17 protein-coding genes and 1 other annotated feature are annotated in these 18,523 nt (G+C 37.1%); of the genes, 4 read left to right on the top strand and 13 right to left on the bottom strand.

Annotation, left to right across the window (positions count from 1 at the left end):
• Nucleotides 1–246 precede the first annotated feature (246 nt).
• Complete coding sequence (locus A2536_00495) at nucleotides 247–1,422, top strand: hypothetical protein (protein ID OGF44919.1); 1,176 nt, start codon at nucleotides 247–249, stop codon at nucleotides 1,420–1,422.
• Nucleotides 1,423–1,447: 25 nt separating this feature from the next.
• On the opposite strand, the gene A2536_00490 is transcribed toward A2536_00495, so the two are convergent.
• The 4 genes from A2536_00490 to A2536_00475 form a co-directional block, all read right to left on the bottom strand.
• Nucleotides 1,448–1,783 carry a hypothetical protein gene (locus A2536_00490; protein ID OGF44918.1) on the bottom strand — a complete coding sequence of 112 codons (336 nt, stop codon included), beginning with the start codon at nucleotides 1,781–1,783 and terminating at the stop codon, nucleotides 1,448–1,450.
• 34 nt (nucleotides 1,784–1,817) lie between these two features.
• The gene (locus A2536_00485; GenBank protein OGF44917.1) at nucleotides 1,818–2,789 is read right to left on the bottom strand and encodes a hypothetical protein; all 972 of its coding nucleotides are present in this window, start codon (nucleotides 2,787–2,789) and stop codon (nucleotides 1,818–1,820) included.
• Between the two features lie 46 nt (nucleotides 2,790–2,835).
• A complete protein-coding gene (locus A2536_00480) occupies nucleotides 2,836–3,885 on the bottom strand; it encodes a signal peptidase I (protein ID OGF44916.1) in 1,050 nt (349 codons plus the stop codon).
• Between the two features lie 76 nt (nucleotides 3,886–3,961).
• Nucleotides 3,962–4,561 (bottom strand): hypothetical protein, encoded by a 600-nt coding sequence (locus A2536_00475; protein OGF44915.1) that lies wholly within the window; start codon nucleotides 4,559–4,561, stop codon nucleotides 3,962–3,964.
• Between the two features lie 311 nt (nucleotides 4,562–4,872).
• Here A2536_00475 and A2536_00470 point away from each other — a divergent pair, with 311 nt between their 5' ends.
• Nucleotides 4,873–5,091, top strand: a complete 219-nt coding sequence (locus A2536_00470) for a hypothetical protein (GenBank protein OGF44914.1) — start codon at nucleotides 4,873–4,875, stop codon at nucleotides 5,089–5,091.
• A gap of 103 nt (nucleotides 5,092–5,194) precedes the next feature.
• On the opposite strand, the gene A2536_00465 is transcribed toward A2536_00470, so the two are convergent.
• The 7 genes from A2536_00465 to A2536_00435 all read right to left on the bottom strand — a co-directional run bounded on the left by A2536_00465 (nucleotide 5,195) and on the right by A2536_00435 (nucleotide 13,562).
• A complete protein-coding gene (locus A2536_00465; GenBank protein ID OGF44913.1) occupies nucleotides 5,195–6,562 on the bottom strand; it encodes a hypothetical protein in 1,368 nt (455 codons plus the stop codon).
• On the bottom strand, nucleotides 6,562–7,371 hold the full coding sequence (locus tag A2536_00460; GenBank protein ID OGF44912.1) for a hypothetical protein: 810 nt from the start codon (nucleotides 7,369–7,371) through the stop codon (nucleotides 6,562–6,564). The genes A2536_00465 and A2536_00460 overlap by 1 nt, the downstream gene beginning before the upstream one ends.
• 17 nt (nucleotides 7,372–7,388) lie before the next feature.
• Nucleotides 7,389–9,746, bottom strand: a complete 2,358-nt coding sequence (locus tag A2536_00455; protein ID OGF44911.1) for a hypothetical protein — start codon at nucleotides 9,744–9,746, stop codon at nucleotides 7,389–7,391.
• Nucleotides 9,747–9,750: 4 nt separating this feature from the next.
• Nucleotides 9,751–10,413, bottom strand: coding sequence for a hypothetical protein (locus A2536_00450; protein OGF44920.1), 663 nt, complete (start codon nucleotides 10,411–10,413; stop codon nucleotides 9,751–9,753).
• A 114-nt stretch (nucleotides 10,414–10,527) separates the two neighbouring features.
• A complete protein-coding gene (locus A2536_00445; GenBank protein ID OGF44910.1) occupies nucleotides 10,528–11,616 on the bottom strand; it encodes a hypothetical protein in 1,089 nt (362 codons plus the stop codon).
• Nucleotides 11,613–12,491 carry a hypothetical protein gene (locus A2536_00440; protein ID OGF44909.1) on the bottom strand — a complete coding sequence of 293 codons (879 nt, stop codon included), beginning with the start codon at nucleotides 12,489–12,491 and terminating at the stop codon, nucleotides 11,613–11,615. The genes A2536_00445 and A2536_00440 overlap by 4 nt, the downstream gene beginning before the upstream one ends.
• Before the next feature lie 30 nt (nucleotides 12,492–12,521).
• The gene (locus A2536_00435; protein OGF44908.1) at nucleotides 12,522–13,562 is read right to left on the bottom strand and encodes a hypothetical protein; all 1,041 of its coding nucleotides are present in this window, start codon (nucleotides 13,560–13,562) and stop codon (nucleotides 12,522–12,524) included.
• A 244-nt stretch (nucleotides 13,563–13,806) separates the two neighbouring features.
• Nucleotides 13,807–13,970 (bottom strand) — a binding site (cyclic di-GMP riboswitch class I).
• 206 nt (nucleotides 13,971–14,176) lie between these two features.
• Between A2536_00435 and A2536_00430 the strand changes: the two genes are divergently transcribed.
• Together A2536_00430 and A2536_00425 are read left to right on the top strand one after the other, a co-directional pair.
• The gene (locus A2536_00430) at nucleotides 14,177–15,622 is read left to right on the top strand and encodes a hypothetical protein (GenBank protein OGF44907.1); all 1,446 of its coding nucleotides are present in this window, start codon (nucleotides 14,177–14,179) and stop codon (nucleotides 15,620–15,622) included.
• On the top strand, nucleotides 15,619–17,049 hold the full coding sequence (locus A2536_00425; protein ID OGF44906.1) for a hypothetical protein: 1,431 nt from the start codon (nucleotides 15,619–15,621) through the stop codon (nucleotides 17,047–17,049). The genes A2536_00430 and A2536_00425 overlap by 4 nt, the downstream gene beginning before the upstream one ends.
• A 55-nt stretch (nucleotides 17,050–17,104) precedes the next feature.
• Here A2536_00425 and A2536_00420 read toward each other — a convergent pair whose 3' ends face one another.
• A complete protein-coding gene (locus A2536_00420) occupies nucleotides 17,105–17,290 on the bottom strand; it encodes a hypothetical protein (protein OGF44905.1) in 186 nt (61 codons plus the stop codon).
• 222 nt (nucleotides 17,291–17,512) lie between these two features.
• Nucleotides 17,513–18,397, bottom strand: coding sequence for a hypothetical protein (locus A2536_00415; protein ID OGF44904.1), 885 nt, complete (start codon nucleotides 18,395–18,397; stop codon nucleotides 17,513–17,515).
• Nucleotides 18,398–18,523: the final 126 nt, after the last annotated feature.

Here is an 18,523-nt window from a genome sequence, read left to right as displayed (position 1 = left end):
TCAGATATATCTACTTAGCTGGAACGGACAATTTGCTAAGACAGGACTTTCACCTGTTAGACTAAACATTTTATTGGCTGCGCGGGTGGATGTCCCTCTTTGAAAATCAATGTTTTTGCTATTTCTCGGCAATTTTTAAACCTTTACATCATTTGTTTTTATTGCTATAATCCCGATACAGACATATTGGATAGCACTCCAATTTGTCTATGGACAAATTGGAGAACAGTATTATTTGGAGGAACCATGCAAATTAGATATCTTGAAAAATATATATTAACCGACCTTCAGAAAAAAATGGTGTTTGTTGGCGGACCAAGACAGGTAGGCAAAACTACTCTGGCGAAAATGACTGCAGATCAGCGTTTCCATGGCAAATCTCAATATCTTAGCTGGGATCACGCCGGCGATAGAAAATCAATAGTATCTGAATCCTTTGAGCATAAAAAAGAATTATTGATCTTTGACGAACTGCATAAATACAAGCATTGGAAGAATTATGTTAAAGGGTTATACGACAAGTTTTCACCAGGCCTTAAAATAATTGTAACCGGGAGTTCAAGATTGGATGTCTTCAGAAGAGGCGGAGATTCGTTATTAGGAAGATATAGATATTACAGACTCCACCCCCTTTCGATAGCTGAACTTACAGGTACCAGCATTATTCCTGAACCATTCAAAGATATCAAACTAGATCGTTCATTAGTAAATCAGAAAATATTCGAAAGATTGTTAAAATTTGGGGGTTTTCCGGAGGTATATTACGCCGGCAAGGATACGGAGCTTAGAAGATGGCATGAAGAACGGGCTGAAAGAATTGTTAAAGACGATATCCGTGATATACAACAGTTGTCAGATCTATCATCTATGCTTATTCTTACTGAACTCCTCCCTTCAAAAGTAGGCTCGCAGCTTTCCGTAAACTCAATGACCGAGGACCTTAAAGTTACATACAAGACTGTAGCAGCCTGGCTTGACATACTTGAGAACTTCTATTATCATTTTCGGATTCATCCGTTTCAAAACAGTAAAATAAGAGCGCTTAAGAAAGAGCCGAAACTTTATCTGTGGGACTGGTCTGCTGTTCCGGAAGAATCGGCCAGGCTTGAAAATATGATTGCCTCACATCTTCTAAAGTTAACTCATTTATTGCATGATGCAGAAGGATACAAGTCTGAACTTTACTATATACGAGACAAAGACAAGCGAGAAACAGACTTTCTTGTGACTGTAGGAGGTAAACCCTGGTTTTCAGTTGAGGTAAAGTCGAAATTTAAGGGAATTTCCACACAGCATAAATATTTCAGGGAAAAACTTAGTATCCCGTATAACTATATAGTTACTTTGGAGCAGGATCGTTTAATCGATCAGGATGGTTTTGTTATAACCGGAGCTGCCAGATTCCTTTCAGGTCTGGTTTAGATTGCCAGGGTTGTTAATGTTTTTTTCATTTGATTATCCTGACAAATGTATTTCGTACACCTTTTATCAGCAACCAGATCACCACTGTAATTAGCTCATAAAATATTAATCCGCAAATAAAGAAAACTGACGGAATATTTCTAAAAAGATCTCCGGACGAGTAAAATGGATGTTTAATAACCTTCCCAATTGCATCTAAAAATAATAAATAAGGGAAATTTAAAATGAACTCCCAATAGTAACATGCATCGCTGTGTATGAAATAATGATACACAATAAGAGGAAAGGAATTTGTAAATATATAAATAACCGCAACTATTACAAGAAGTCGAGCTAAAGTTAGTTTCTTGTTATTGCTCATTTTATCCTTTGATTGCATTTTGCATCAAACACGTTCATTTATATAGACTCTCAAATGTTTTAAATCTGTCTTTTACTTTATCTGATAACATTGGAAAAACAGTTGTAGCATTATCACCTTCTAATATTTTTATCTCATAGGGTTGCTTAAGAATTTGTGTAAGGTAATAAAAAGTAGCCATATCTGCAAAATCTTCCGCCCAATTTTGACTGCCATATAATGAAACAAACGGAGATTTACTCAGATTTACGTAATATGTTTTATTGAAAGGTACTCTAAGCTTTGTATAATATGTCAAGTTTGACCTTCCCATAAAATCATATTCTTCACAAGGATTACGATACTTCAACCAAATATCTTTGGTAAATTTCGTTTTCTTGTTTTTTAATTTCTTTAAATATCTAACTTCTTCACTTAAGTACGGCGTTACTCCGAGTTCGAGATCAACTACATGATTTGACTCGTGAAGAAGTCCATATAATAAACCTTTATACTTTTTACCACAGTTTACAACAATTTTATCTGCCGGATAAAAACAATTGTTTTCCCTATATGTAAGCCAATGCGAAATATTTTCTTTTAAAAGTACAGAATTGATAACCATATATACATACATATCATTGTTCTTATCCATTACCCAGCCTGTACTGCCCCCGCCGTCATAATCATTAATAAAATATATTCCTATCAGCTTGGCAGTCAATACATCTCTATTTAGCTTTGGTAAAAGATCAAAATATTCCTCAACAAGCTTTTTTTCATCATTAGATGGCACATATACAGAATAGTTACCAAACACCTTGTTTTTCTTTAAATTTTCAAGGACAAAGTCAGGCGCAACCTTAATTCTATCCGCGATTGACGCATTTTTATCAAAAACATAGTTTTTCAGATACAAAGCCGGATATTTTGAAGGATTCTTAATTACATCTCTGCAATATTTCTCGATAGAATCATCGCGAGTAAAATAAAGCAATGCCGCAATAGCAGCGATAAGCACTATCACGAGAACCCCTAATACTTTTAGTACAGTTTTTAATATCTTCATAATTTTATTTTACCGGACCTATTCGATTTAATGGCAACCAGATCTTAATAGGCTTTCCAACTATATCTTTCTTGTCAATCAACCCAAAATGTCTTGAATCATAGCTGGAATCCCTATTATCTCCTAAAACAAAATATTTCCCCTGCGGAATAACAAGTAAAAAATAATCATCTCTCTCTTTTATTACATTGGTATCGATATGTTTAGCATAAGGTTCGGTCTGTTCTATTCCGTTAATGAAAAGTCTCTTTTTTCTGATTTCAACCTTATCTCCCGGCAATCCAACACATCTTTTTATATATACCGGTTTCTTTTCTATAGGAGCCTTAAAAACTATTATATCGAATCTTTCTACTTTACTTATTTTATATGCATATTTTGAGACAAAAAGTTGATCTCCTACCAGAAGAGTTGATTCCATTGAACCGGCTGATAAAGTAAATGTTTGGATCAGATGTTTTTTAATTATTGTTCTCCAAGGCAATATTTCTGATAACAGAAATAACGCTATAACAAGAACAAACAGATTCTTGTTTACTTTAAGCGTCCAAGATGTTTTTCCGTTTAACTCCCTAGCAGCTTTATAAGCGTGGAGAATAGAAAATATATACAAAAGAAGGAATAGAAGCTTTTCTAAATACGCATCAATTTTTAACGCTACAATCACGAAGGCAAGCAAAATGCAAGACACACCCTCTATAACCTTTTTTAAATATAACTGTCCCAGCCCAGGAATAAACAGACTCAAGCAAGCAGCCAGGAATTCATCCTTCTTTATCGCATAATCTCTCGGGTTTTTTTTCCTGATATAACTATGAACGGTCTTTAGCTGATAGTAACAAAATAATACTAAAGCAGGAATTGCCATATACATAACATATACAGAAGCAGGACCTTCGGAAAAAACACCATAAGCTGAAAGTAATATCAGAGACAGCCAAACAGACATTATAACAAGCCCTTTTGCCTTCGCCCCTGCATAGATATACCCCAACCCCGGAAGAATATAACTAAATATTACTCCAAGCCACGGGTCTTTCTTTGTTTCAACCATTCTCCCTCCAGCTACTTTTCATTTTCCCTTGATACTCCTGCAATTTCCAATCCATTCCGCCTTTTTTACTTCTCTGCTATTTTTTATGTACTGCAAACTGGTAAGCAAGTATTCCGGCACACACTAAAAGCAAAATACCATAAGTAACCAGATTTGCTTTAATAACTGCTTTTTTAATGTCCTTCTTATCCTTATCTTTAAAATACGTTTTGACAATCCAATTTTCAATAAAAACAGAAATAAAATATGACGGAATAAGTCCAACAGCTGCAGCTATTGGAGCCATCCACCATAGATCGCCTTCATATGGGACTAACCAAGCAGATTGCAAAGTCACAGCAATTACCTTTTTCCCAATAGTTAACAAACCATAGGCTTTTCCTCCATCAAATAATATCTCAAAAGCCAACATAAGCGCCCATGAAAGAGGAATACCAATAATTGTAGAAACGGCATTAGCAACTGTAGAAGGCAGGTAAGCAGTTTTAAAATCTACTTTAAGCATTTTGGTGAATATAAAGGCTTCGATTATAATTATTGGGATTAGTGCAATTATCATTGCCGGAAGTGTCAAGAAAATCATCGGCACTCCGACATCTGCATGAGCAAACGATGGATATAACAACAACAATAACACTGAAAATGCGAATAAATAATAGTTTCTTTTTTTCCTCACCTTATCTCCTCAAGTCCAAGGGACAGCATCTGCTTTTTTTGCACTATTTTTGCTTTAAACAAAAAACCCACGTCTAAAATATGTGGGTTTGGATTCATCTATGTATTTTCTATCCTGTTAAATTTGCTTAAATTCTTATTTCTTTCCGGGAAATATTTCATTCGTCCCCCTGCAATCGAATGTGTTTATAATATATTGTATAATTAAACAGCAGAGAATACAAGAAGTTTTAGAAATTCCCGTGAGCATCTGCCGGAATTTTTTTGACAGAGTTTAACACTTATGATACACTTTATCAGGAGGGTAAAAATATGGCTACAAATAATCTGAGAATAAACGTTGTGCTTAAAAAATCTACTTACAAAAGCATTGCGGACTTAGCAAAGATGAATCATACTTCCTTATCATCTGAAGTTAACTTTCTTGTTAAAGAAGCAGTTGAATTGCATGAAGATACTGCTTTAGGCTGTATAGCAGGAAAAAGAGACAAAAGCAAAAAACTTATTTCCCATAAAGAGGCTTGGAAATAGCGCCTTAAAGCCATAATGCACAGAAAAGATATCTACACGGAAGTTTTTTCCCGCCTTTAGTACCGGAAGGAACCAGGATTTGAATATTAATGATTTGTTTACCTTAAAAATATATCTTTGCTTCCAATCTTATTCTGGTGTTATCCTTAAACCGGCCGAAAAGTCCTGTTTCATTACCCTGCAGTATGTCCGCTCCGAGTACTATTGAGATATTTTCAATACCTTTCCAGGTAATCTCCGGCTGAAGAAGGCTGTCAAAATACTCCAGATTATTAAATGACTTTAAATCTAATATCACCCATTCGCTTAATTTCAGCTCTATCTTTCCGGCTAAGGCATGCCTGAAAATATGTCTTAAAGAAAGATCCCCGGCTGAATATCCGGAATCATATAAATACTGAACTATTATAAAAAGATTTATATTGGCAAAAACACTGCCAAAATCTTTATCCAGTCCGAGATTAAATCTATAATACGACAGCGTCATAGAAGAGTCAAGATCAGCAGAAGCTTCCGGCATCACTTTTGCTATTTCACTTTTCAAGCCTATTCCGGCAATCACAGTCGCACAGTCAATACCGAGAACATTAATACGGTTATAGACGGGCAGTATTTTTACTTCAGAGCTTTTTAATACCGGATTAAAGGACATAATAGAATTCAAATATTGGACCGGCGCTCTGTCATAGCTGAATGCGTAAGTGAAAGAATAATCCAGCCCTTCGTTTCTTCCGTTGTATCTTACGCCAAACGAAGAAGACGAGAGATCTTTTGGAGGAAGTTTCGAATAATCATAGGAATAGGATAAATTCACATCCCCGACTCCGGGAATATTTTTTGTCCTCGGCAGAAAAAACCATCTGCTGTCAGAGTTGTCCGGCATTTCGTCCTCTTCAAAAAAAGGAATCAGAACAAACTCTATATTTGACTCTTTAAAAGAAAAACCTAACTTAAGAGCCCATAAAGTTTCTTCTATATTTTCAACAGGATCGGTCAAATCATGTCTTTTAAAGACATCAACCGCTTTATAGGAGTCGGCGCGGCCCCAGGTTATAAATTGTTTTCCAAGAATAACATCAACAGCTTCTCCGGTATAGGTAAAATTTAGTTCACTTGGAACAACCCTTGATCTGCTTGTGCTGTCAAAATCATAACGAATATTGCCGTTTATCAATAGAAATAACTTTTTATTTAAATACCATTTCAGTTCAGGATTAAAATCAATTTCTCTTCTGTCGTTTAAGGTGTACTCACTTTTAGTCTGATAGCAGAAGTAACTGTACTTAGCTTCACCTTTAAAATAAATATCCATGGAATTTATTTCGTCTTTCAGCCTTTCCAAAAAGGTTCTGTTAGACTTATTACCTTTTGTTCTATTGTAATAGATACTATTATCTGCTGTAAAAGAAACTGAAATAAGTGAAACTACGATTACGGCAGACAGTATTGATATTTCCGGTATTTTCCGCATCATTTACCTGTTTTAAGATACCTTTCCGTAAAGATATTTTCAGAAATACCGCTGTCAATCTTTATTGAAGTAACTTCAGTTATCGTTTTATGCTTTGTTTTAATATTCTTCATCTCAGTACGTTCCCATCTGTATTTAACACCTTCTTTGGTCTCATAGCTTTTAAGATCAGAATTAACAAGTTCTTTAAACATTTTCCCGTCTTTATCCCTGTATATTGTCCGGGAAACAACATATTTTACCGGATCCACCCAATATGTAATTTCCGAGTAGGCCGTTTCACTCTTTAGTTTCTTATTCACAGGTACTGCACTTATTACCGTCCATACGGTGTCTCTGATAGTCTCATTTGATACTATTTTGTATAAATATTTTGAAGTAATAGGATCCGCCGCATCCTCATAACTATAGTCAGTGCCCATATAATTATCAGTTAAATTTGACGAAGCTATGCGTCTTACAGTATGATACGCAGGAATATAAGCCCACTGATCATTGTCTCTATTTGAGTTTTCTATGGTTAAAACACCGTTATCAGCCATATCCAGAGGGGTATGGAAATAAATCAAACGCATGTCATCTTCCCCTTTTTTTCTTTTGCTATAAAGCGTTGCCGTACGTTCATGTGTTTTATTCCCTTCTGAGACCAGGGTCATTTTTACTTTCATCACTTGATCTTCGGAAGAGCCTTGCTTTAAAACCGCATCCATTATTTCCGACGGTTTCAGCTCCGCAAAGAGGAATGAACCGGCCGCGATAAATACAAAAAAACAAATCCTGGTCACTAACTTTAATATATTTTTAACCATTTTTCTCCTCCATAGTTTTACTCTATAACCCTTGTCTTAAGCACTTCGGCTATATTTAAGTCATACGTCTTTTTAATACCGTATAATACCGCAACGGGCACAAGTAACAAACAAGGTATTATTACCATCAAAAAATCGCCAATTTCAAAATAATTATACACTTTAAACCAGGCTTTTTCCATTCTCAGGTTTAAAAAATCCGTAACAAAAAGAGTAAAAGGAATACAGATAATATTCGCTATTACCGTTAAAAACAAAGCTTCTGATATTATTATTGCTGCCAGCTGCTTTTTCCCGTAGCCAAGAGCCTTTAAAAGCACATATTCCCCTTTTTTGTCGCTGATAGAAAGATTCATTATAGTAAAAATAAATATTATTGCAACCGCCAGGCTCATTATGGTTGCGATACTTATTGTCTTTACCATTTGCTTTGACATTTCCATGAACTCACCGACAATCTTTTGTTTAATAGTGATGTTGCCGGTATACTCATATTTTCTAAGATCTGCAGTTATCTTCTTTGGATCAGAAGAAGAGTTTATGTACAATCCCGTGCATTCATCCGGGAACTCCAGTATTTTTCTGGCAACTTCAAACGGAATTATTATCTGACCTATTGTCACTTCTGCTATAGTTCCTGCCAGCTTGAAATTAAACACTTTTCCTTCCCTTACCCTGACCTCGAAAATTTCCCCAAGCTTTAATCCGATTTTATCCGCCAAGTCCACGCTTAAAACAGCTTCGTTCTCATTTTTTGAAAATTTATAAATACCGCCGTCAGTTAATTTAATCTCTTTAAATCTGCTTTCAGGGTTTATACCGAACAACCGGGCGCCTTCATAAGCTCCCGATTTTCCGACTTCCACGGATCTTCTGAAAAACGCCTCGCTATAAGAAATTTCTTTTTCCTGTCTTAATTCTTTCAGTTCATCAAGCATAATCGGATAAAGAAAATCAACCACCACATCCCACTTTTCTCCGTTAAAGTTTTTTTCTATCGTTTTCCTGAAAGAGCCTACCGCCGCGATATATGAGATAGAAACCGCAAGCGCCAGGCCGACGGATATTATTGTGACTGCGACAATCCCCGGACGTCTGAATATATTTCTGGTTCCAAATCTTATTTCCACCGGAAGTTTTGAAAAAAGCATAAATAAATTTTTAACAACAGAAAATCTTATAATACCGGCACCGGATACTTCTCCTCTTATAATTTCCTGAGGAGTCAGCCGTAAAAAGCCAATAACGGAAACAAAGACAGCGAAAAGAGCCAATAATAGCGTTACTGTTATTCCTACAGCCATTGTCTTGAAAGAAAATATCATATATAAAACGGGAAAATCCAGCAAGGAGGAGTAGGTGTTTGCAAAAGTATTTCTTACAATAAATGTAACTACAATGCCTATAAGCACTCCCAGAAAGGAAATAACAAAACCACCGAACATAAAGCAGGCAAGGATCTCCCTCTTCCTGTAACCAAAGGCCAGCATGACTCCGATTTCTTTCTTTTGCTCGGATATTATCCTGTTAAATATTATAAGTACAAGTATAAAAACGAGGAGGCAGATAGTAATTTCTATTGCAGGCGTGTATACTTTAAAAGCGTTTAAATCCATGGTAAGGAATCTGTTTGAAAAATGATCTTTATTGGTAAAAACAGCTTCAACATTAAGCTTTGACATTCTCGAGGAAATACTCTCTTTCAATTTTACTTTATCGACTCCCGGTTTGAATTTAAATACAATATCATTTATCATTGTAAATCCCAGAGAATCAGATACAAGATTAAGATCCCCGAAAACCACGCCTAAAAGAGAAGGCAGAAAATAATCTGGATTTGCAGAACTCAAGATATACTCAGGACTTCTAACAATACCGCCAATCTTTACATTGTAAACCTTTTTTCCTACTTGAAGTTCAATATTATCTCCGACTTTAAACCCTTCTTCTTTCTCCAGAAAATGCTCAATCACTACAGTATTAAAATTGTTTTCCTTTAAGGGCAGACCTTTTACTACATTTAACTTGTTTACCTTTGGAACCAAAGTCTCAAGAAGTATCATTCTTCCGGGAAGCTTTCCCTTTTTTTTCAGTTTTACTTCTCCCGGAAAAACAAGGCGGCGCTCTACACTCTCAATGCCGGGAATATCGGCAAAACCGGGTAAGTTATTAATATCATTTGGCATGAAGAGAACTTCAAGGTCTGCAAAGTTTTCGGTTTCAAATATTTTATCTTTCGTAAAAAATAAACTATCAATGGACATTTCAATGCCGCTGTAAGTACCGACTCCACAAGCTATAATCAGCATCACGGCTGCAGAAAGCCATTTTGAAGCAAACAAATCCCTTAGAAATTTGATATATATCTTTTTCATATATTTATTGAATACTTCCGTCCTTAATCTTTATTATTTTGTGGCAGATTTTAGCTATTTTTGGATTGTGAGTAACAATCACAAAAGTTGTTTTCATCTTCCTGTTAATTTCCAGCATTAACTTTACGATCTGATTTCCCGTGGCTTCATCCAGGTTGCCGGTCGGCTCATCCCCCAGTATAAGCTTGGGATTTTTTGAAAGAGCCCGGGCTATAGCCACCCTTTGCTGTTCTCCGCCGGAAAGCTGGGAAGGAAATTTATTCATCTTACTTCCCATCCCTACAAGCTCTAAATATTCAGCAGTCCGTTTCTTTATTTCACCTTTTTTTATATCAAGCATCTCAAGCCCCGCTTCCACATTTTCAGCTGCAGTAAGCGTCGGGAATAAGTTATAAAACTGAAAGATAAAACCTATTTTTTCCTTTCTTATTCTGTTTAAACCTTTCGAATCCGCGCTATTTACCTCTTCGCCGTCTATAAATACTTTGCCGTTTGAAGCCGTGTCAAGAGTTCCTATAATATTCAGCAGAGTTGTTTTACCGGAGCCGGAAGGTCCGACAATAGCCGCTATTTCTCCTTCTTTTATTCTCAGCGTTACATCTTTTAGCACAGAAAAGGATATATCGCCGGTATTATAAATTTTGGAAACCCGAACAAGCTCTATCATATCTTTTTTCACGAATCTCTCCTAATATTTTTATGGTCTGCTTTCCTCTCGGCATTTAACAGAATACTGCGATTTACATAAAAACACACTATAGCAGGCAGATCAAAACGGTATCTATCTTTGTATCCCTTTAATGGTTAACATTTCCTGTATAGGCCGTCTTAGAGACAACTCTTTTAACGGAAAGCCGTAACCCAGCCTAAAAAGTAATATCAGACCGTTTTTATCCGTTACAGGAAATATTTCTTTAAAATCTTCATAAAGTTTTCTTGCAAAAATATCTTCTTTCGCGTTAAAGCCGTTATTTTGGCCTTTTTTTATTCTCTCTATAAATAATGTTATAACTGTCATAGGCTGTACCAGTACATTATTTGCCGCAGCGGTAAGCCAGAATCTTTCCAAATCCCGTCCGCCCTTTATAAAATCCCCCGGAGTTGAATTATCGGTGTATATTAACCCGACATTGGAAGAGCTCATTATCATAGCAGCCGTGCTCAAAGACATCATTTTGTTCATTCCGGCAAACTTGTTTAAAAATTTCATTCTTTTCCAGGGCTTCAGAGAGCGCAAAAACAGCACCCCGGCTTTACCTATTCCAAGATGCCCCGTATCAAAGCCATCATGCTTCATTTCTGACTCTTTTCTTGAAAATCTTATTTTTTCCATAAATTCGGTATGCATTATTTCGTTATTGTACCTGATCCAGTCGCTTTTCGCCGCCATAAGAGCCGCTTTTCTTTTTAGCTTACTGTTATCACTCAGTATCAAACGGCTGTTATTACCTTTTACAGACTCTTCCAGCTGCTTGATAACATTTACAGGTATTTTTTTGTAAGGCAGAAACGGTCTTCTATTTGTACTTCTTTTATCAATAAACGGATACATGCCTTCTTCTTTTGATGATTCTGTTAATTTGACTCTGGCGCACAAACCATCATCATTTTCATCAGGGAAATAAATAAACTCAGAATCATAACCGGATTTTTTCGCAGCAATACTGATGTTTTCTATAACAGCGCCTATTGATATACAGGTTGCTTTTAGATCAACATCAAGAAAAGCTTTTGCTCTTTCCGGAACAATATGGACATCAATAAAATCATTATTTTTGTCATAAACAAATTTCCACGGTTGACAGTTATCTCCTGAGGGCGCTCTAAGCCCACGTCCGATTATATCGTATAAAATCTCTGTATTAATCATTTCTTTTCCTGCTCTTTGGCAAGCTTCCATAATAAATATTTTAGTTTTAATTTCTGAACAGGGTTCTTATTACCCCCTATCAGATAACCATATTTCTGCTTTTGAAGGAAAGGATCATACTGATAATAGTGCGGAATACATTTTGACTTCCTCTTGTTTAAAAGTATAGCCAAAGATTCTGTAACTATTAATGAAGTCGTAAGGCCGTACGTGGGCGCTATACATGGGCCGCTCCTGTTGCTAAGACTTACTTTTTTCAGGTCCATATATTTGAAATGAAGCGCTGCAGGTGCAAGACCCACGGCAAAAGACGCGAGTTTTTCCATCTTTTCCATACCGGGTTTAATATTGAAGTATTCCACAAAACTCATTCCGGTTGGAGAGAAAACCAAAAGTGTCGAACTAAAGCCAAAAGGCGCCGCAGTTAAGGAATATATTCCTTTTTTTCTGGCAGTCATAAATGTTTCCAGTCTGATATCCACCTCAAAAAAATCAAACCCGTCTATAAATATATCCGCTTTTTCAAGAAATTCATCAATGTTTTCTTTTCTTATCCCTCCCGGTATTATTTTTACCTCTGCAGTGGGATTTATCGAAAGAATAATATTTTTTGTCACCTCTGCTTTGTTTTTTCCTATGGTGTCCATAGTGGCGCTGTATTGGCGGTTCAAGTTTGAAACTGAGTAGGTATCAGGGTCGGAGATGACAAAGCGGCAGACGCCGAGCCTCGCAAAATTCAGAGCATAAGAACTGCCGACACCGCCCATTCCTGCTATAGCCACGGTAACTTTTGATATTTTTTCCTGTTCGGCCTCGGTCACTATTCCTATATTACGTAAAAACGCCTCTTTATAATTAAATTTGACTTCACCCATAAGAACTCCTTATTTTCTTTTTAAGAAACATTATTCTTTTAATTTCATACCGCTATTAAACCACTGCAATAATACTGGATTTACAGCTTCCAAGACTTTACCGGTTTCCGCAAGATTTATAAAATACGGGGTCCGCATACCATGATAATTTCTGGGCTCGCCTATTTTTTCAAGATTTAGCCCGGCATTTATTAATGAATTTGCCAGACGGCTTTCAGTAACAAGATATGAATATTGTTTTTTTTGAATAATTGCGTATTGATATAAAATCCTCCAAAGCCCGATCAGAAGATTAGGAGATCTCGCTCCGGCAAAATTATCTTTCAATTCTTTTTCAGTGCTGAATTTTGCCTCTGTATTATTTTCTTTATATTGCAAGTCATCAACTCTTCTTCGATACTCCCTTGCAATACAAAATCTGGATATCTCCATTACATTTTCCCTCTTATATTTTCCGTTCCGGAGAACATCCACATCAAAATGCGTTTCTAAAGGCAGCTTGTATTTATCTGCAGGAATTAACCTGGTTGAAGCTATTGTTACATCATTTCTATCCTTTACCATAAAAATAGTACTCTTGGCATCATATTCATCAATTTCCAGACCGGTCTCATTAGGCGGTTCCCAAGTATGCTCTTTTGTGTAAATCAGATATCTCAATCTATATACTTCTTTTTTCTTCTCTTCTGTATCTGCTTCACAATATGCAAACAAATCTTGAAGCTGTTGATAATATTTAAACATATTGGTGTTATTGTATGATTCAATATATTCTCTTATACGATTACGGTCCTCTTCGTTTATATCCTGGAAGCGTAACCCGACTTCATCATTTTTAACCCAGGCTACTTTCGCTTTAAAGAAAAATGTGTGATCTACGGACGGCAATCTGAAATAAGTAGAAATAACATCATCTTTACTCAGAGAAAATACAGTAGAAATGCACATGCCTTTTTCACTTATATTTCGAATAAATCCGCTTTCTTCTTTTGCAGAGGCCTGGCAATTTGACAGCAACCTGCTTCTAAGGGAACAAAAGAATAACTTCACCCTCTTTGATCTTTCCATCATTAACCCTCCCATGGTTTTGGTTTTATTAAAACAGGAAAGCAATGCTTTGCAATATGAGAATATACAAAAGGCGGGATTTTTGATGTTTTTTCTATTTTAAGCCCTAGTTTACAGCACCATGCATGCATCGTTCCTCCAGTAATTCAAGGTCCGGCACCTGTTTTTCACACCGACCTTTGAACCTGGCATTCATTACAACTTAAACCAGATCCAAAATTCTATGTTCTATCCAGATTGGTGCCGGATCGGCAGTTCAGCCTCCGTCACATGATTTTCTCAAGTATTTCTGCAGTAAGTTCGAACTCCTCTGCTCAATTTCATTCGACTTTACTCAGAGCATTCTTTTGAAGCATGTGCCGGACTGGAACTTTGCGCCCCCACCTTGCGATGGGTTTACCTTTTCGGATTAATGTAATTGTAGCACATATTTTTGATTTATTACAATAATTTATTCACCCGAAATTCCCTTGAACCTTCAATACAATACTCAAAGCTAAGCTTTTTTACTTTGGATTTCGGGTCAGTCCTGAAATCCGAGAATTGAGGTATTAATCGGCTTTCTGGCAGGTTTTGCATCTTGATTTTCATCTCTTATATCGGTAAAATGGCTTCTAATGAGCCTGGCTGAGAAAATTAAGACTATACCTGAAAAGAGCGGTGTTTACCTGATGAAGGATACCGACAGGAGGATTATTTATGTCGGAAAGGCCGCTAACTTAAAGGACCGTGTCAGATCATACTTTTTGGATAAAAGCAGGTACGACCGGAAAGTGGCGGCGCTGGTTCCGAAGATATTCGATATAGACATAATAACAACAAAAAATGAAATGGAAGCCTTGATCCTGGAAAGCAAGCTCATCAAAAAATACCGTCCAAAATACAATGTACTTTTTAAAGATGATAAAACCTACCCCTATATTAAACTTTCTATAAATGAAGAGTATCCCCAGATTTCCTTAACAAGACGGGTTCTGCCGGACAACGGCAAATATTTTGGTCCTTACGTCTTTGGCTCAGTCGGAAAGATAATCAAAGTGATACAGAAAACCTACAAGCTTCGAAGCTGCAGACTGGTACTTCCGCTTCCTCCGGGAAAAATAACCGGACGGGCCTGTTTAAAAGAAGAGCTAAAGTTTTGCAGCGCTCCCTGCCTGAAAAAAACAACAAAAGAGGAGTACGCTGATCAGGTCAAAGAAGTAATTAACTTTTTAAGCGGGAAACAGAAGGAACTGGAGAAAAAGCTTGAGGCAAAAATGAAGAAGGCCTCAGAGAATATGGATTACGAACAAGCCGCGCTTCTCCGGGATCAAAAAGAACTTGCACAACTGATTGCCGCGCAAAATGCCGGCAAAGTGAAGATGTCCCTGGAAGCTAAGGAAGAGTCCATGGATACACAAATAGAAAAAGCGCTTAACGGCTTACAGAGTTTACTTTCACTTAAAACCTTGCCCCTGACCATAGAAGGCGTGGACATCTCAAATATCTCAGGCACTAACGCTGTGGGTTCCGTGGTCCATTTTTTTAACGGCGAACCGGACAAGAACGGCTACAGAAAATTCAAGATCAAAACAGTTTCCGGTCCGGATGATACAGAAATGCTCAAAGAAGTTATCGGAAGAAAATATAAAAGAGCTCTTGAAGAAAAAAAGCTGCCTGACCTCATTCTTGTTGACGGAGGAAGAGGCCAGCTAAACGCGGCAAAGGAAGTTCTAACTGATCTTGGAATAAATATTCCTTTAATCTCTCTCGCAAAACGGGAAGAAGAAATATATTTTGACGCTTCCTCTTCACCTTTACGCTTGAAGAAGGATTCCGCGGCACTTCATCTTTTACAGTACGTAAGGGATGAAGCACACAGATTCGCCGTCAGTTATCATAAAACGCTCCGGGACAGAAGTACGGTAAGATCAAAACTGGACAGCATAAAAGGTATCGGCGAAAAAACCAAACGAATAATACTTGCCCGGGTAAAGGATGTTAACAATATTTCGACTGAAGAGATATCAAAGTTAACGGGTGTTTCAAATACTGTAAAAGAAAAATTAAAAGGAGATTTGTGAGCTCAGACGCTAAAAACGAAGGCAAAAGCGGGATTGTTCTGATAAACCTGGCTGCAAAAACAGCGAAGAAGAACAATGCAAGGATTTACCTGACAGGCGGATACCTCCGGGATTCTCTCTTGCAAAAAGAGGTTATTTCCGATATTGATTTTGTGGTTTACGGAAACGCCAAAAAAACGGCTAAGGCCTTTGCAAAAGCTGCTAAAGGAACCTTGGTAGAACTTTCCGATGCCTTCAATATCTACCGGGTAGTTTGCAAAGGAGAATATATTTGTGACTTTTCCAAAGGCAGGGGAAAAACAATTGAGGAGGATTTAAAAGAAAGGGATTTCACGGTCAATGCTCTGGCAAAAGAAGTTAACAGCGAAGAGATAATAGATATATTCGGCGGAATTCGGGATTTAAGGAACGGCATAATAAGGGAAACAACAGGAAAAGCGGTATATAAAAAGGATCCTCTCCGTCTTCTAAGGGCGGTACGTTTCGCCGCAACACTAAATTTCAAACTTGCCCCAAAAACAGCAAAGAATATCAAATCAATGGCAGGATTAATTTCCAGACCGGCTAAAGAACGGGTAAGAGATGAACTGTTTAAGCTTTTTACATCAGAAAGATCAGCAGAGTATATTATATTATTGGACAAACTCCGTCTGCTTGAGAAAATATTCCCAATTATAATGAAGATGAAAGGTGTTTCCCAGCCCGGGTTTCACCATCTGGACGTATTCGATCATTCCATAGAATCCCTGAATAAACTTGAAGAGCTATATGCAAGCCTTGATTTTAATCTCCCTATAGAGATTAAAACTTTCATCCGGGAAAGAATGAAACAAAAGTCGGGTCAATTTGACAGGAGTACTTTTTTAAAACTTGTCGTTCTCCTTCACGACAGCGGAAAACCCGGGACAAAGTCAAAAGACAAAAAAGGGACACACTTTTACACTCATGAACTTGCAGGCGCGGAAAACTTCAAAATAATAGGAAAACAATTAAAACTTTCCAACGATGAGATCAACACCGGAATGAAGGTAATCAAATGCCACCTTAGGACCGGATATCTTGCGGGTTTAAAGAAGATATCCAAAAGAGCTGTTTATAAATTTTTCAGGGACACAGACAGGGAATCAACGGAGGTACTCCTTCTATCCTGGGCTGACCGCCTTTCTGCAAGAGGCGTCAAAGTAGATAAGAAAACATTATCCGTTCATAAAAAAGTGATTGAAACTCTTTTTAAAGAGTATTACAAAATATCCACTGAAACTAAAGAATCTCAGCTTTTAAACGGCCACGACATTATGAAACACTTTAAATTACCCCCGTCCCCAACAATAGGCAAACTTTTGGAAAAAGCAAAGGAAGCTCAAGCAACAGGAAAGGCTAAAACGAAGAATGAAGCACTGAAATTAATAAAAAAGTTTATCAAATAAAAAAAGAAAATGGACGAGTATCTGATGATAGTCATATACCCGTCCATAGTTTTAACTACTCGTTGATTTTGTTCTTCTTAATGAATGCCCAGATCAACTTTATTTGCTCACCCATACCGCAGTCTTTATCTCCAAAAATCTCTCCGATCCTTACATCCTTTACTTTACTCCACTTTATAACCTTACCGCCAAACGCCGCCTTCTTTACCGGAGCTGCTCCACCTTCAACAACTTTAGCCATGTATTCCTCCCTCTCTTATTTTCTTTCATCTACGGACAATAATAAAGCGTCCAGTTAGACCATTACAGTTATATCACGCCTTAACCCCATAACTCAAGACTATAAATTTCTAGTTACACGTAGCTAGCATTTTTCCTTAATACCTTACTGTTTTTTAGTCAAATGCTTTTTTTACTTTTATAGACGTTATAGACCTTTACAGACTTTTATGGACTAATAACTTTATTCCCTTATATTCGCCCTATAAATCACCTCAGAATGAGGATAGGCAAATTGAACATCTTTTACGGTTGCAAATTTTTTAAATACCTTCTCAACAATATCGCTTGAAACCTTCTGCCTCTGGCTGGCCTTTACATAATATCTAAGCCTTATTAAAACACCCCAGTCCAGAAACTCCGATCTTATAAAAGGCTTTTTTCCTGTATTACTTATGGCATCAGAAGTAATTTCCAGAGCGCAGTTTATAAGTATTTCCGAGGCTTTATCCCAGTTTGTTTCAAAAGTAATTCTTACCGGTACTTCATCAAGGATATAACCTTCTTCAATGTTTTGATCTTCCATCTCTTCAGCTCTGTATTTAAAATCCAGCCTGTAATTTGTAATTACCTGTCCGAATAAAACTGCGGTGGGAATAAGGATCGCGCGTCCGGACTGCTCTTCTCCTCCTACAGTGCCGCCAACCTGTTCCAGTGTTATGTACATAGGGCCTATATTTCTTACATCGCCTATCGTTCCCGCTATTATAACCCTGTCGCCTATCTTAAAAGGATGCAGCGATATTACAAGAAGCCAGGCCGCAACCCCCGTGACCGGAGCCTGCAGAGACCAGCCGAGTAACATACCAAGAAATGCCGCTGAAACACCCAGCGTACTTAAATCCCCGATCTTTGCGAACACAACAACAAAAACAATATATATTATAAAAAAGAAAACACGCCACACTCTTATCACAAATTTTGTATGAACAGGAAAAAACTTCTTCTTATTAAGCCTTCTCTCTATCCATTTTGTAAAGAACTGATAGACAAGAACAAAGATTAAAGTATAAACAGAAAATTTCACCAGATTCGGCAAAGCCTGAAATTGCATCATTATATAATCCATAACACCGTCCTCCTTGCTTAATATCTCTATTTCTGAAGTAGTATACCATAAATTAATTCAGACTGTGTCGCAATTATTTCTAGAAACACCGTTCTTTGACAACTGGAACCAAGAAGCGGTTTTTTA

The organism is Candidatus Firestonebacteria bacterium RIFOXYD2_FULL_39_29 (assembly GCA_001778375.1).
Lineage (GTDB): Bacteria > Oederibacteriota > D2-FULL-39-29 > D2-FULL-39-29 > D2-FULL-39-29 > D2-FULL-39-29.
This window is presented reverse-complemented; position numbering and strand designations above follow the sequence as displayed.

What these genes read in the sequence shown, in the direction of transcription:
- A2536_00440 (OGF44909.1), bottom strand. Translation starts at nt 12,491, where the DNA reads ATGGGTGAAGTCAAATTTAATTATAAAGAGGCGTTTTTACGTAATATA.
- A2536_00455 (OGF44911.1), bottom strand. Translation starts at nt 9,746, where the DNA reads ATGAAAAAGATATATATCAAATTTCTAAGGGATTTGTTTGCTTCAAAA.
- A2536_00495 (OGF44919.1), top strand. Translation starts at nt 247, where the DNA reads ATGCAAATTAGATATCTTGAAAAATATATATTAACCGACCTTCAGAAA.
- A2536_00415 (OGF44904.1), bottom strand. Translation starts at nt 18,397, where the DNA reads ATGGATTATATAATGATGCAATTTCAGGCTTTGCCGAATCTGGTGAAA.
- A2536_00420 (OGF44905.1), bottom strand. Translation starts at nt 17,290, where the DNA reads ATGGCTAAAGTTGTTGAAGGTGGAGCAGCTCCGGTAAAGAAGGCGGCG.
- A2536_00450 (OGF44920.1), bottom strand. Translation starts at nt 10,413, where the DNA reads ATGATAGAGCTTGTTCGGGTTTCCAAAATTTATAATACCGGCGATATA.
- A2536_00480 (OGF44916.1), bottom strand. Translation starts at nt 3,885, where the DNA reads ATGGTTGAAACAAAGAAAGACCCGTGGCTTGGAGTAATATTTAGTTAT.
- A2536_00445 (OGF44910.1), bottom strand. Translation starts at nt 11,616, where the DNA reads ATGATTAATACAGAGATTTTATACGATATAATCGGACGTGGGCTTAGA.
- A2536_00430 (OGF44907.1), top strand. Translation starts at nt 14,177, where the DNA reads ATGAGCCTGGCTGAGAAAATTAAGACTATACCTGAAAAGAGCGGTGTT.
- A2536_00470 (OGF44914.1), top strand. Translation starts at nt 4,873, where the DNA reads ATGGCTACAAATAATCTGAGAATAAACGTTGTGCTTAAAAAATCTACT.
- A2536_00435 (OGF44908.1), bottom strand. Translation starts at nt 13,562, where the DNA reads ATGATGGAAAGATCAAAGAGGGTGAAGTTATTCTTTTGTTCCCTTAGA.
- A2536_00490 (OGF44918.1), bottom strand. Translation starts at nt 1,783, where the DNA reads ATGAGCAATAACAAGAAACTAACTTTAGCTCGACTTCTTGTAATAGTT.
- A2536_00460 (OGF44912.1), bottom strand. Translation starts at nt 7,371, where the DNA reads ATGGTTAAAAATATATTAAAGTTAGTGACCAGGATTTGTTTTTTTGTA.
- A2536_00465 (OGF44913.1), bottom strand. Translation starts at nt 6,562, where the DNA reads ATGCGGAAAATACCGGAAATATCAATACTGTCTGCCGTAATCGTAGTT.